The organism is Bartonella sp. bp_1, from assembly GCF_055808085.1.
In genome coordinates this window covers 1,164,058-1,178,263 of the sequence record NZ_CM147851.1, presented here as the reverse complement: position 1 = coordinate 1,178,263, position 14,206 = coordinate 1,164,058, and the positions used below count along the sequence as shown (strand labels likewise).

13 protein-coding genes and 1 tRNA gene are annotated in these 14,206 nt (G+C 44.9%); 12 read left to right on the top strand and 2 right to left on the bottom strand.

Going from position 1 to position 14,206, the window contains the following annotated elements:
- Positions 1 to 23: 23 nt before the first annotated feature.
- Positions 24 to 1,007 carry a SecDF P1 head subdomain-containing protein gene (locus ACYZ97_RS05835; protein ID WP_473300522.1) on the bottom strand — a complete coding sequence of 328 codons (984 nt, stop codon included), beginning with the start codon at positions 1,005 to 1,007 and terminating at the stop codon, positions 24 to 26.
- Between the two features lie 175 nt (positions 1,008 to 1,182).
- Between ACYZ97_RS05835 and ACYZ97_RS05830 the strand changes: the two genes are divergently transcribed.
- On the top strand, positions 1,183 to 3,498 hold the full coding sequence (locus ACYZ97_RS05830) for a mechanosensitive ion channel family protein (protein ID WP_473300521.1): 2,316 nt from the start codon (positions 1,183 to 1,185) through the stop codon (positions 3,496 to 3,498).
- A complete protein-coding gene (locus tag ACYZ97_RS05825) occupies positions 3,498 to 3,761 on the top strand; it encodes a hypothetical protein (RefSeq protein ID WP_473300520.1) in 264 nt (87 codons plus the stop codon). The genes ACYZ97_RS05830 and ACYZ97_RS05825 overlap by 1 nt, the downstream gene beginning before the upstream one ends.
- Before the next feature lie 110 nt (positions 3,762 to 3,871).
- Here the strand turns inward: ACYZ97_RS05825 and ACYZ97_RS05820 are convergent.
- Positions 3,872 to 3,957, bottom strand: a tRNA-Leu gene (locus ACYZ97_RS05820).
- Between the two features lie 393 nt (positions 3,958 to 4,350).
- Here ACYZ97_RS05820 and ACYZ97_RS05815 point away from each other — a divergent pair.
- The 10 genes from ACYZ97_RS05815 (at position 4,351) to cycA (ending at position 14,204) form a co-directional block, all read left to right on the top strand.
- On the top strand, positions 4,351 to 5,103 hold the full coding sequence (locus tag ACYZ97_RS05815) for a hypothetical protein (protein WP_473300519.1): 753 nt from the start codon (positions 4,351 to 4,353) through the stop codon (positions 5,101 to 5,103).
- The gene (locus tag ACYZ97_RS05810) at positions 5,100 to 5,312 is read left to right on the top strand and encodes a hypothetical protein (protein ID WP_473300518.1); all 213 of its coding nucleotides are present in this window, start codon (positions 5,100 to 5,102) and stop codon (positions 5,310 to 5,312) included. The genes ACYZ97_RS05815 and ACYZ97_RS05810 overlap by 4 nt, the downstream gene beginning before the upstream one ends.
- Before the next feature lie 161 nt (positions 5,313 to 5,473).
- A complete protein-coding gene (locus ACYZ97_RS05805; RefSeq protein ID WP_473300517.1) occupies positions 5,474 to 6,202 on the top strand; it encodes a class I SAM-dependent methyltransferase in 729 nt (242 codons plus the stop codon).
- A gap of 281 nt (positions 6,203 to 6,483) precedes the next feature.
- Complete coding sequence (gene ilvA / locus ACYZ97_RS05800) at positions 6,484 to 7,749, top strand: threonine ammonia-lyase IlvA (protein WP_473300516.1); 1,266 nt, start codon at positions 6,484 to 6,486, stop codon at positions 7,747 to 7,749.
- 10 nt (positions 7,750 to 7,759) lie between these two features.
- Positions 7,760 to 8,296, top strand: a complete 537-nt coding sequence (locus ACYZ97_RS05795; RefSeq protein WP_473300515.1) for a hypothetical protein — start codon at positions 7,760 to 7,762, stop codon at positions 8,294 to 8,296.
- Between the two features lie 274 nt (positions 8,297 to 8,570).
- Positions 8,571 to 9,989: a DEAD/DEAH box helicase gene (locus ACYZ97_RS05790; RefSeq protein ID WP_473300514.1), complete on the top strand. Its 1,419-nt coding sequence runs from the start codon at positions 8,571 to 8,573 to the stop codon at positions 9,987 to 9,989.
- 152 nt (positions 9,990 to 10,141) lie between these two features.
- Positions 10,142 to 11,170, top strand: coding sequence for a cysteine synthase A (locus ACYZ97_RS05785; RefSeq protein WP_473300513.1), 1,029 nt, complete (start codon positions 10,142 to 10,144; stop codon positions 11,168 to 11,170).
- A gap of 5 nt (positions 11,171 to 11,175) precedes the next feature.
- Positions 11,176 to 12,024: a 3-mercaptopyruvate sulfurtransferase gene (gene sseA / locus ACYZ97_RS05780; protein ID WP_473300512.1), complete on the top strand. Its 849-nt coding sequence runs from the start codon at positions 11,176 to 11,178 to the stop codon at positions 12,022 to 12,024.
- Positions 12,024 to 12,557, top strand: a complete 534-nt coding sequence (locus tag ACYZ97_RS05775) for a GNAT family N-acetyltransferase (protein WP_473300511.1) — start codon at positions 12,024 to 12,026, stop codon at positions 12,555 to 12,557. Before sseA ends, ACYZ97_RS05775 begins: the two co-directional genes overlap by 1 nt.
- Before the next feature lie 252 nt (positions 12,558 to 12,809).
- A complete protein-coding gene (gene cycA, locus ACYZ97_RS05770) occupies positions 12,810 to 14,204 on the top strand; it encodes a D-serine/D-alanine/glycine transporter (RefSeq protein WP_473300510.1) in 1,395 nt (464 codons plus the stop codon).
- Positions 14,205 to 14,206: the final 2 nt, after the last annotated feature.

The window sequence follows — 14,206 nt, the reverse complement described above, 5'->3', positions numbered from 1 at the left end:
GAAGTGATGCACTTTTTCTATCGTCAAAGCGGTTGTATTAGCGCTACTTCTACCAATGTTATCGGGGTGGGGAAAGAGCCTTTTTCCAATATTGTAGCAAGGTTTTGTGCTTGTTTGATGTCAAAGTCGCCGGTAATTATCAGTTGCCCATTCGGTATCTCGCTATTGATGGTAGGCGCGGTCACGACCCTGTCGTCAATCAGGATTATCAGTCTTTTGCCAATTGAATCTTGCGTCAATTGGCGAAATGTCTTCGCCCCCTGCTTATCAAGGCGGATGTGAATCGCGACTTGCGGCGGGGAGGTGCTGCTGTCCATGAATGCTTTTGCCTCAATAATGGTTTTACCTGTCATAATGGGAAATTTATTGATGACAAATGTGTTGCCGTTAAAGTCCTTAGCAAGAAAACTGTCGCTGTCGGGATTGGCTTTTATGAGGCGGCCTTCATAATGCATGGTCAGTTTGCCAGTTTGCAGCAGTTTTTTGACCTCATCAATCCTGTTGCTGTTATCAATTATGAAGCGGAGGCGATCTGTGCCGACTTGCTCAATGCTGGCAATGCCGATGTTAGACATTTCGAGACGGAATCTGATAGTGTCCGTAATCTTCATTAATAGCTGTTCATCGATCTTCTGCCATGCCTTGTTCGTCAGGCCGATAGTCATCTGTGGTTTGTTATCTACCTTCACTGCGATAATGTCGTCGGCTGCAACAATACCATGTCCGATCTCGGTCTTATCGAGATCCTCTATGCCTTGTATCCAAGCGTCTTTAAGCGATATTAAGATATGGTCATTCTGGATAGGACAGTCGGGATAGGGGGCTATTACTTTATGATCCAATTTATTACTATAGCGCAGCACCACGCGCCAATAAATTCGGGTCAATATCTCTTTATGATAGGCGTTGACATCGACTTGGTATGTCAGAGCCGCTTCATTGGGTTGTGTGTGGCCAGTAGAAATCGTTGCCAGCAACGCAAAAAAGACAAAAAGAAAATATTTCATGGTTTTCTCGGGGTTGTAGTAATGGCTTGATCCATTGTTATGAGTTGTGAAATCGCAAGTAAAGCAGGTATGGTGAATTTTACAGATTGAATCAAAGTTGTTGTTCAACCTATTGATATTGAATCGCTATATTTGCTAGCTGTGTTGTCGAGTCGTTTGGGAGACTAATGAAATCGTGCGTTTTTTAGAACATTTGCTTGTTGTGGTCGTTATGCTGTTGGGCTTGATTGTCGCCAGTTTTGCCCAAACACCTGTATTGGAAAATGTTACCCCGCAGGCACTGATCACAGCACAGAAGCCGGTTATTGACAAATTTGATAAAGAGTTTACTTCGGCGCTCAAGCAATTTGATGCGTCATCTGATGATTCAATTGCCCTTAATAAGTTGCGCTTGCATATGCAGGATTTGAATGCGCAGCTATTACAAACCGGTCTGCTTTTTCGTGCGCCTTTGAATGATATCAATCTGCGTCTTGATCAGCTGGGTGTGGCACAAAACGGCGTGGAAGAAGCCCAAAGCGTGATTGACGAACGCGCGGCCTTGCGCGACCAGAAAGCTGAAATCAATGCGCTGGTTGGTAAGCTTGAGGACATAGCACTGAAAAGCAACCACCTTATTGATACAATAGCGGTTCAAACAAGAGAGCTTTTTTCAGCGAATTTGACACGGCGTGTCGAATATAATCCCGCACTGCTTGATGACATTTATAAAGCCAGTATTGAGACAACATCGCATTTTACGATGATTGTTAAAGTGTGGTGGCATTATGTTATGGACTTCAAACTGTTAGCGCTTTTTGCTGCGATTTTGATTCCGCTTTTCGTTGCGCTTGGACTGCTTTTTTTAGGGCGTAGACTTGTTGGTCGGTCTGCGGTTGTCGCACCTGTTTATGAAGATGGAAAAATTCCCTATTTCAAAAGGCTTACCGTCGCTTTTTTATCAGCTTTTATACCACTCATCAGTGTTTTTTTATTTGTTGCAGCGACTTTGGTGCTACTGAGGATATTCGGTGTTCTTCAAAGTGATGTTCGGCCAATGTTTCATTCTGCTGGTTTGCAGATTGTTTTTGTGTTTTTTGTTACAAGAATGGGAACAGCTATTTTTTCGCCTCATGCGCCCGAATGGCAGCTGGTTCACATCGCACCTCGACCTGCGCGTGCATTGGTTTTCTTGATGAGCTGTATAGCGCTGGTTATCGGCATTGAATCATGGCTGAGTACAGTCTATCGCGTTGTGGCGGCACCGATTGCGCTGACAATGTTGAAAAGCTTTGTCATTGTTATGATTGTTGGCATGCTTATTGTTGCTATTTCTTTTATTCGCCCGCGTATTACTGTTGCTGGCCGGTCCATAGCGTGGCCATGGTGGGTAAGGGGCATTATTCTTATTCTGGCGCTGGTGCCGGTTGGTTTTGCTTTGGCAGGTTATATCGGTCTGGCGCGTTATCTTACGCAACAAATTGTTGTCAGCGGTGCTTTTCTGGTGTTGATGTATTTGGGGATTATGAGCGCAAAGGCAATAACGGAAGAAGGCTCTTTCGGACAGATGCATATTGGCCAGCTTCTCCACTCCCGTTTTGGTGTCGATAATGATCGGCTTGATCAATATGGTTTGCTGGTCGGTATCATTCTTGGCTTTGTGATCATTCTGGTCTGTATTCCACCTATTGCCTTGCAAATCGGTTTTTCATGGAATGAACTTGTTGACGGATTTATCCGCTTGTTAACAGGCTTTCAGATCGGTTCGATTTCTATTTCTCCCATGGCTATTTTGACCGGTATAGGATTCTTCCTTGTCGCATGGTTATTGATGCGCTGGTTTATCAGTTGGCTGGATGGTACGGTTCTGGCACGTAGCAAGGTCGATTCCGGCGTGCGCAACTCTATCCGTACTGTTGTCGGTTATTGCGCAGCAGCTGTAGCTGCGTTGATCGGCTTGTCGGTTGCAGGTTTCAATCTCTCTAGTCTGGCACTTATTGCCGGCGGTCTTTCGCTTGGTATCGGCTTTGGGTTACAGAATATTGTACAGAACTTTGTTTCTGGTTTGATTTTGTTGGCTGAGCGTCCCTTCAAGGTGGGAGATTATATCGAGACAGGTTCGACAAGTGGTATTGTCAGACGCATCAGTGTGCGTGCGACCGAGGTGGAAACGTTCAAGCGGCAGACAATTATTGTTCCCAATTCCAGCTTGATCAATAATAATGTCGGCAACTTTACCCATCGCAACAAGATCGGACGTGTTGATTTACCTATTGTTGTTCCGACAATGGTTGATCCTGAGCATATTATAGAGTTGTTAAATCAGGTTGCAGCAGAAGCAGATGGTATATTGCGCAATCCTGCACCTTATGTAAGCTTTGCCGATTTTGACAGTAATAATTTTACGTTCCAGCTTCGTGTTTATGTGCCTGACATTACCTCGACTACAGCAACCAGCAATGCCATCCGTCTTGCAATTTATAAGCGGTTCAGTGATGAAGGAATCTTGTAATGAAACGGTTTGTTCTTTTATGTGTCATGACTGTGATCATGCCTGTATGGGCGTCGGCGGCAACGATTAAAAATCTCGATTCCAAAATACAATCAGTCGTTGTGGCAGAGGGAAGCTCGCGTCGTGATGCTGCGATTAAAACCGATAGCCAGATTGATATTTGCCCTAAAGGCTGCTTTGTCACTTTTCCCAATGGTGACCGTTTTGCTTTGCAGGGAAACGAGGTTATCGAGATCAATGGCGGGCGTGCTAATTTTCATTAGATACAATTGAAGACAGGGTGTGGGATAATATAATTTTGTAACTATGGCTCGGTCGGTTTTTGTGAGGCAGATAATTAAGTACCAAATGATTTGAAAGCTTGTCGAGATTATGGTGCGGACGGCGGGACTTGAACCCGCATGGTCTAAGACCGAGGGATTTTAAGTCCCTTGCGTATACCGATTTCGCCACGTCCGCGGCTTCCGCTTTATAGGCAATGAATTGTACAATGTGAAGCCCAGAAATCATCTATCTAAATTTATAACCAGCTATGTTGTTGTTGTGTCATTAAAAATGTACCTTCAAGCAGAAAACTTTTGTTTTAAAATGGGGAATGGCTTAAACTATTTCAGGATAGATATTTGAATGCTTTTGAAGTGTGGAGGCTTAATTTTTATCGGTATTTCGGATAACGGAGTGCGGCAGCTTTGGTGGGACGTTTCAGGGTAGTCTACCTTTCAAAGGGAACTTGACGGATGCTGCGAAACGGATTGAATTCTACAATGTGTTTAAACCCAAGGTTCTAAAAAATTATACGCCATTCCCGAAAAACTAGATGCCTCATTAAACCGGCCCGAAGGAGCATACACAATGTCTGACAAAATTATTCCCATCAAGGCTCGTTTTCCTGAGACTTGCAAAGAGTTCATCGCTGTTAATCAGGTGGACCCCACCAAATATCTCTATTCTGAATACAATAATCATGCTCTTTTGCTTACAGATGCTTATATCCCTTTTTATTTCCAGGCAGATAAAAACAAGCCTGTTGACCCTGCCGGTTACAGTTTGCATTTTGGCGAAAAAGATCCTGTCATATTTCCAGCGGGGAGGTTTATCTCCATTAATCATGATGTGGGCTTGCTGTACTTCATCTCATGCCTTCTACCACTTGAAACCGTGTCGTTCGACCAGGCACTACAAATGTGCCGGCAAATTGCAAAGTCTTTTGAAAGTAGGGGATACAAACTCAAACGTTTGAACGAGCAATTGTCACAAAAAACATTTGGAGACCAATCCTCCGGCTCATGGGATATTTTTGGAACATGGGCAACAAGTTCCCCGGTACCCATAGAAATGGATTTGGTAGTAAAAAACTATAATACAATGGCATATACAACATTTACGACGCCGCTCAATACACCGATACCAAGGGATGCGCCTGCAACCTATCTCGTTGACGTCAGCATAAGTCTCGAAAGCGAATACAACGGAGAACTTTTTGCATTAAGAAAAGCGCGCAATCTGGCTATCAATGGCGATGAAAAAAAGCCGATCCCCATTAAAATATGGTTTGAAGATCCTGACTGGCGTCCCGAAGGTTGGCATGGAAAATGGATTAAATGATGAAGCGCAGAACATTCATAGCCGGTACGTTTGCCCTTGGTGGGATTTATGCATCAAACGGTGTCACGCATGCGATGGCACCCGCATTGAGCTTGGATGACCTGAAATCGGCCATGATCTATTGGCTTTATCAGGATGGTCCCGAGGCAGCAGCTTATGCCGCCTATTACAGGGATGAATATTACAACCGTTTGTGCGGCGATCTATAAATATGCCCGTATATTTCTGTTGAAATAAAAGGCGCAGCTAGATTGATAAGGGGCGTGTTCGTCTCTTTCTAAAGCTTAGGTATAGCGTATGATTTCAAGCGTTTTGATACGCGAAATGTATTATCGTTTTAGGCAAACAAATAGATGGAAAACAAGATAAAATGGCACAAAACATATATGATCAAGTTGATTTTTATGAAAATTACCGTCTTTTACCACGCTCGCAATTAGGGCTTGCGGGGGCTGCCGAATGGCACTCGCTGGAGCGTCTTTTGCCAGCACTCGATGGCAAATCTATTGTTGATCTTGGATGCGGTTTTGGTTGGTTTGCCCGATATGCGATTCAGCATGGTGCAAAATTGATAGATGCTTATGATCTGTCAAAGAACATGCTTGATGAGGCTATTAAGCATACAGCAAGTCTAAAAGTCCGCTATCATCATGAAAATTTGGAAACAATCATACTTCAAAGCGCCTGTTATGATCTGGCGTTCAGTTCTTTGGCTTTTCATTATGTCGAGGACTTCGACCGGCTTGTAAAAACGATTCACCAATCTCTTGTCAAAGATGGTGCTTTTGTTTTTTCTATAGAACATCCGATTTACATGGCACCGGATATGGTGGCTTTTATAGAGAATGATGACAAAGTCATTTGGCCGCTTAATAATTATCTATTGGAAGGACAAAGGCAGACAAACTGGTTGGCAGAAGGTGTTATCAAATATCATCGCACTTTGGGGACAACATTGAATTGTTTGATTAATAATGGCTTTGTGCTTCAACATGTCGAAGAATGGTGCCCAAGTTCAGAGCAGCTGGAAGAAAATCCTGAATGGAAAGTTGAGCTGAACCGCCCGATGTTTTTGTTGATCAGTGCCAGAAAGATATAAAAGGGTATATGGCATCATCAAATGTTGCCAATACAACCCATAAAACAATGAGTAATGTTTTATGGTGTGGTCAAGGGATGTTCCGTTGGACGTGAGGCCCGTATTGAGGGATTTTCATGTATTTTAAAATGGTTTTACCGGTTGTCGCAGCCGATTGGGGAATAGGATGTGTTGGATTTCTATATGTTCACATCTATCCGCAATTTTAGGCTGACAAATGGCCGTATTCGGTTTAGAACAACGCCAGCTAAATTATGAAAACATAGAAAGCGTCCGTCATTATGAGTGAATTTGTCCGCGATGTTGCCGAGGCCAGAAAGTCGCTACGCAATCTCTTTGCAGAAACACCGCTGCAGAGAAATGACTTTTTATCCCGAAAGTATGATGCCGATATTTACTTGAAGCGTGAGGATTTGACGCCGGTTCGATCCTATAAAATCCGTGGCGCTTTCAATTTCATTTCTCAGACTTTTGATCAGGTGCCCAAAGATGCGGCTTTTGTCTGCGCTTCTGCCGGCAATCATGCACAGGGGGTGGCGTATGCCTGTCGCCATTTCGGGCGCAAAGGCGTTATTTTTATGCCGGTTACAACGCCGCAACAAAAGATTGATAAAACACGCACTTTTGGCGGAGAATTTATCGAAATCCGTTTGATTGGTGATACATTTGATCAATGTTATGCAGCCGCGCAAAATTTTGTCGCCAATGGTGGTGGTGTTATGGCCCCTCCATTCGATGATATCCGTATTATTACTGGTCAGGCAACTTTGGCTGCTGAAATCGGTGACCAGTGGAAACAGCTGAATAGCGCAGATGCGCCGGATATGATTATTGTTCCAGTTGGCGGCGGCGGTCTGGCCGCAGGTGTCAGTCATTTTGTACATGAATCAGGTTGGGCAACCAAAATGTATTTTGCCGAGCCGGAAGGCGGAGCAAGTCTTTATACGTCTTTGAGTGAAAAGCGGCGTGTAAAATTGACCGATGTCGATAATTTTGTCGATGGTGCAGCTGTTGCGGAAATCGGGGCGCTCAACTTGAAAATGTTGGAGAAATTTTCACCATCAGATGTCAAGGTTATACCGGAAAATCGGCTTTGTGTAACAATGGTTGAGATGCTCAATGTCGAGGGCGTAGTTCTGGAGCCTGCCGGTGCTTTGTCTGTTGATGCCTTGAAAAGCTTTTCGCCACAAGAGTTGAAGGGCAAGAAGATTGTTCTTGTTGTATCAGGCAGCAATTTCGATTTTGAACGTTTGCCGGAAGTAAAAGAGCGTGCTTTGCGTTTTCAGGGACTAAAAAAATATTTTATTTTCCGTTTCCCTCAGCGTCCCGGTGCGTTACGTGCCTTCCTTGACCAGTTGGGGCCGGATGATGATGTGGCACGGTTTGAATATCTTAAAAAATCGGCGCGCAATTTCGGTTCTGTTCTGATTGCAATTGAAACCAAACATCATGAGAACTTTGCTCTGATGGAAGAAAAATTCAAAAAGTCGGGCTGGGCTTATCGGGACATAACCAATGACCAGATATTGTTCGATCTTGTTATTTAAAGGACGTGTTATGAAAAAAATATCGGTTTGGTTTGCTGTTGTTATTGCTGTTTTACTGCCTGCGTCATGGGCACAGGCATTACAGCCAGATTCATTACAGAGACAGGAACTTGGTATTCTGGTCAAGGATATGAATAATGCGATTGCCCATAATGTCGGTGATGCCATTGTATCCAATATGCCGTCACGCCTTTACCAACAGATGGCAAAGGCTATGAATACCAGCGAGGAAGCCTTGCGGGCCGATTTTAAAAAACGTTTGAATGCGCAGTTTTCAAACCTAAAAGATGGTGCTTACCGGCTGGATGAGAAAAAAATCGAATTTATTGAAACGCCCAATAAGCGCAATTTCTACGGGCTGGTGCCAACCCGTTTGGAAACAGACAAACAGATTGTCAATTATATGACCTTGGCGATTTTCGATAATACCCAATGGCATCTTATTTATGGCGGTCAGCAGACAGTACAAAATCCGGCCTTTTTGCTGGTTTATCCTGATATGACGGATGTTGTTATACCGGCTCCTGTTATTACTGAGAAAAAATAATTATTGCCGATAATATCTTGTGTATTGCTATTTGTCGTGAAAGCAGGCATAAGGCGCGTGACGCTTGGGCCGTGTATGCGGTTTTCTGTAAGCAGACTGTGTAGCGTCGACCCATCTTTATGATGGTCCATTGGCTGCGCAAGTCGCTTTTTATGTTGTTTAACATGTTTATAAGCGTCCCATCCAAAATCATATCTTTGTCCCGTTGCGCGGATGAAGCCGTTTTGTGCTTGCCGTCAGATGATGTCGCCTGCACTCAAGAAAAGAGTTTATTTTGAATCAACATAAAAATGAAGCTGATTTTTCAGCTCTTAATCTGTCACCTATTCTGCTGAAAAATCTTCAGGATGCAGGGATGACATCGCCCAAACCGATTCAGCAGGAAGCTATTCCGGCGATGCTGGAAGGCCATGATATTCTGGGTATAGCCCAGACCGGTTCGGGCAAGACATTGGCATTTAGTTTGCCGATTTTGAATGCAATTGTTATTAAGGGTGACAAGCGTAAACCAAAAACGGCCCGTGCCCTTATTCTTGCACCAACACGCGAACTGGCAGTGCAGATCGAAGAAGCCGTACGTATGGCTTCAAAAGGTGCGCATTTGTCCACCTGTCTGGTGCTGGGCGGTGTATCGCGTCTGTCGCAGATTAAAAGAATGGCACAGGGCATTGATGTTTTAATTGCGACCCCCGGCCGTTTGATGGATCTGGTGCGTGATAAATGCATTGACCTGTCGGCCACTCATTTTCTCGTTCTGGATGAAGCTGATCGTATGCTTGATATGGGCTTTATCAAGGATGTTCGACAGATTGCCAAGCTGGTCCATCGTGATCGTCAGACGGCTTTGTTCTCGGCTACAATGCCCAAGGAAATTGCTTCTTTGGCTGAGGCGCTCTTGAATGATCCTGTGCGTGTCGAAGTGGCGCCACAGGGAACAACAGCGTCTGAAATTACGCAGGTTGTCCATGGTGTGCTGACCAAGGATAAACGTGCGGCATTGGCTTCTCTTTTGACCAACCCGGCATTGAAGTCCGTTATTGTTTTCACCCGTACCAAGCACGGGGCTGATGCGGTAACCCGCCATCTTGATAAGACAGGTTATTCGGTTGATGTTATCCATGGCAATAAGTCGCAAAACGCGCGTCAACGGGCTTTGAAAGCTTTTCGCGATGGTTCGATTCGCGTGTTAGTGGCAACCGATATTGCGGCGCGCGGTATTGATGTGCCTGGTATTACCCATGTGATCAATTATGATTTGCCGGACGAAGCGGAAAGTTATGTACATCGTATTGGACGTACAGGGCGCAACGGCGCATCGGGTGATGCTATTACGCTTTATGACGAGTCAACCGAACGGGCACGTCTGCGCGGTGTAGAGCGTGTTATTCGTACGCGTCTGACCACATCGCCATTGCCGGATATGTTTGGTCCTTTGCCGGTGAGAACGCGTCGTGAAGAAACCGAAGATGATCGGCGCGATGAGCGTGATGCGGATAAAGGCCGTCCTCACGCCAAGAATAGAAACCGTCGTCCGGGTAAAAAGCCCTTTGCGCGTAAAAACAGCGAACATAAGAGCACACAGGATGAAGGGCAAAAAAAGCCTAAGACATCATCGCGTCATGAGCAGGCTAAGCAAAAAGCTAAACGCGCAAAACCGATCCGTTTTCGTAAATCGGTCAAGCGGGCTGCTTAGGTTTTATCTATCCTATGGGGATTTTATCGAAAACTATTTCGTAAACTCCCCATAGCCTACAAATACATTCCTTGTCTTTCATTCTATTATTTGGTCTTGATGCATAAAAGCTGATAAGCTTGATGTATTCCGTTTTGTTGAAAGTAAAGACAATGGCCCAATCTGTTCTTGATGTTATCGGTAATACGCCGCTTATCTATCTCAAGCGCGCCTCGGAAATAACGGGTTGCGATATTTATGGCAAAGCCGAATTTCTTAATCCCGGCCAATCGGTCAAGGATAGAGCGGCCCTTTATATTATCAGGGATGCGGAAAAAAAAGGCCATCTTCAGCCAGGCGGTACAATTGTCGAAGGGACGGCCGGCAATACCGGTATCGGGCTTACCATGGTTGCTAAAGCGCTTGGTTATCGTACCGTTATTGTTATTCCTGAAACACAGGCGCAGGAAAAAAAAGATGCCTTGCGTCTGTTGGGGGCAGAACTGATTGAAGTGCCAGCGGTTCCCTATAAAAATCCTGATAATTATGTCAAACTGTCGGGCAGGCTTGCCAAACAATTGGCCCAGAGTGAAGCGGGTGGTGCGATATGGGCCAACCAGTTTGATAATGTCGCCAATCGCAATGCCCATATTGAAACGACAGCACCGGAAATCTGGCGTGATCTGGATGGCCGTATTGACGGTTTTGTTGCCTCGGCAGGCTCGGGTGGAACATTGGTTGGCACGGCTATGGGCCTGCACCACAAAAACCGTGACATCAAGATTGCGCTTGCCGATCCTTATGGGGCCGCACTTTATGCCTACTATACTCAAGGTGAATTGAAGTCCGAGGGCGGTTCGATTACCGAGGGTATCGGGCAGGGGCGTATTACAGCCAATCTGGAAGGGTTTTCGCCGGATTTTTCCTATCGGGTCAGTGACAAGGATGCGCTGGATGAAATATTCCATCTGGTAGAGCATGAAGGGCTTTGTCTTGGCGGTTCATCGGGGATCAATATTGCCGGAGCTATAGCTTTGGCGCGTGATTTGGGGCCGGGGCATAAAATTGTTACGGTGCTTTGTGATTATGGCAACCGTTATCAATCTAAACTGTTTAATCCGCAATTTTTACGTGAAAAAGGATTGCCATTGCCACCATGGTTGACGCATAAAAGAGATATTGCCGTACCATTTGAGGGGTGAAAGACATGAGTAGCAGTCCGTTTATCGTTTCAGCAGACTGGTTGAGCGAACGTGTGGGTCGCTCTGGTGTCAGTATCGTCGATGCATCATGGTACCTTCCCGGACAGCGTGACGGGAAAGAAGAATATAAAAAGGCGCATATTCCCGGTGCCGTATTTTTTGATCAGGACAAGATTTGCGATACAAGTTCGGGCTTGCCGCATACATTGCCGTCACCACAGGAATTTGCCCGTCATGTTGGCGCTATGGGGATTGCAGCAGACGATACGATTGTTGTTTATGATGGCCCCGGTTTTTTTGCGGCACCACGTGTCTGGTGGATGTTTCGTATTATGGGCGCCGATAAGGTTTTCATCCTTGATGGCGGTTTTGATAACTGGCAGTCGGATGGGCGTGTGGTAACATCCGATATTGGCAAGGTTGTGCCGCGTACATTCGAGGTCAAGTTTGATGCTGCGCGGGTTATCGGATTTGAGGATATGCGGCAGACGGTCGATTCCGGTGATGTACAGATTGTCGATGCGCGCCCACATGGACGCTTTACGGCGCAGGATACCGAGCCGCGCGCCGGGATGCGTTCAGGCCATATGCCGGGAGCGCGCAATGTACCGGCATCGACATTGTCACAAAACGGTTATTTCAAGAGCCTTGAGGAATTACGTGATATTTTCGATAAAGCGAGGATTGATGTCAATGCACCTGTTATTACCAGTTGTGGTTCCGGTGTGACTGCTGCAGTGGTGACATTGGCGTTGGAAAGCCTTGGCAATCATCAAAATCGCCTTTATGATGGTTCTTGGAGCGAATGGGGCGGTCGTGCTGATACATCTGTGGCGACAGGTGAGCCATCCTGATGAAAGTACATTTACCGAATTTGGTGACCGCGCGTATTACCCATCTGGAAATGGAGCGGCCCCATGCGGTGCATGTTCCACCACCCGTCGGGCTACAAATGGCTATAATGCGGACACATCATATTCCGCTTCATTTTTACCGTTATTTATATGAGCAGATAGGGCGTGCGCATCACTGGGTATCGCGGCGAGGCCTTTCGGATGAAGGGCTGTCGGCAATTATCCATGATGACAAGACGGATATCTATATTCTTTATGTTGATGGCTGTCCGGCCGGTTTTAGTGAATTAAACCGGCGTGCTGCACCGGATTATGTTGAAATTGTCTATTTCGGGCTTGTGCCGGATTATCAACAACGCGGCCTATCATCTTTCTTTTTTCACGACATTGTCGATGCGGCATGGTCGCATGGTTCTAATAAGCTGATTATCCAGACCAATACATTGGATAACCCTCGTGCTTTACAGCTTTATCAAAAATTCGGTTTCTCTCCGGTACGATATTCGGAAGCAACAATCGAAGCATGGAATTGATAAATAGGGCACATCGTCAGAATTACTTCGCGGATGTTGCTCTTAATGCGTGGTACGGTTTAGCTATTGCGCAAAGCATGGCTGGTTTGTACCTTTCAGCCGAGTTAGAGTTAGTCTGACAACATTAGGCGGAGAAAAATTACTAGACATTAAAAAATGTGCAGCTTAATTAAATAAATCGGGCTTCGACAATCTCGGGGCGGTTCAGAGGAAAACATTGTTATATGGTTTCTAAATGGGAGGGGATGACATATGGATTCGGAACAAAAATCATTTGATGCTCCAGAGGAAGAGCTTCATCGCGGATTGGATAATCGGCATATACAATTGATTGCAATCGGCGGAGCAATCGGCACTGGCCTTTTTATGGGGTCTGGTAAGACAATCAGTGTTGCTGGGCCATCGATCATCTTGGTTTATGCCATTATCGGGTTCATGCTGTTTTTTGTGATGCGCGCGATGGGCGAGTTGTTGTTGGCAAACAGCAATTATAAATCATTTATCGATTTTTCTACTGATCTTTTAGGGCCTTGGGCTGGCTTTTTCGTCGGTTGGACTTATTGGCTTTGTTGGATTGTCACAGGTGTTGCCGATGTTATTGCCATTGCAGGCTATGCGCAATTTTGGTGGCCTGATTTGAATGCATGGATACCTGTATTGCTTTGTGTTGCAGTTTTTCTTGCATTGAATATTGTTGCAGTTAAGCTGTTTGGTGAGCTGGAATTCTGGTTTGCTCTCATCAAAATCATTGCTATTCTTGCCTTGATCATAATGGGGCTATATATGATCTTCACAGGTTTTACCGCGCCTAATGGTACGGTGGCATCTTTGAGCAATGTGTGGAATGGTGGAGATATTTTCCCCAAAGGCCTTATGGGCTTTTTTGCTGGGTTTCAGATTGCTGTTTTTGCATTTGTTGGTATTGAATTGGCAGGAACTGCGGCAGCAGAGGTGCGTAATCCAGAACGTAATTTGCCGAAAGCTATCAATTCCATTCCGATAAGAATTATTTTCTTTTATGTCTTTTCATTGATCATTATCATGTCTGTGACACCTTGGAATCAGGTTGTTGCTGATAAGAGCCCGTTTGTTCATATGTTCGTTCTGATCGGTATTCCTATTGCGGCAAGTTTGGTAAATTTTGTAGTTTTAACTTCAGCGGCATCCTCTGCAAATAGTGGGGTTTTTTCCACAAGTCGAATGGTTTATGGATTGGCTGAAAAGCAAGGCGCGCCAGCAATTTTGGGTAAATTGTCGAGTAAACGTGTGCCTGCGAACGGCTTGATTTTCTCTTGTCTCTGCATTTTGTTAGCTTATGCAATTTTATCGCTTATCCCAACCATTATGGGCGCATTCACTGTCGTCACAACTATTTCAGCAATTTTATTTATGTTTGTTTGGTCAATGATTTTGTTGAGTTATGTGGTTTACCGTTACAAACGTCCGGAGCAACATAAAAAATCTATCTATAAAATGCCTGGCGGTGTTTTTATGTGTGGGCTGGTGCTGGTGTTTTTTGTTTTTATTCTTGTGCTTTTAACACTTGAGCCAGATACATTGATTGCGCTGATTTATACGCCTCTTTGGTTTGTTTTTCTGGCCATTTTGTATTTGTTTATCGCTAAGAACCGCTACTACAAAACATAAAG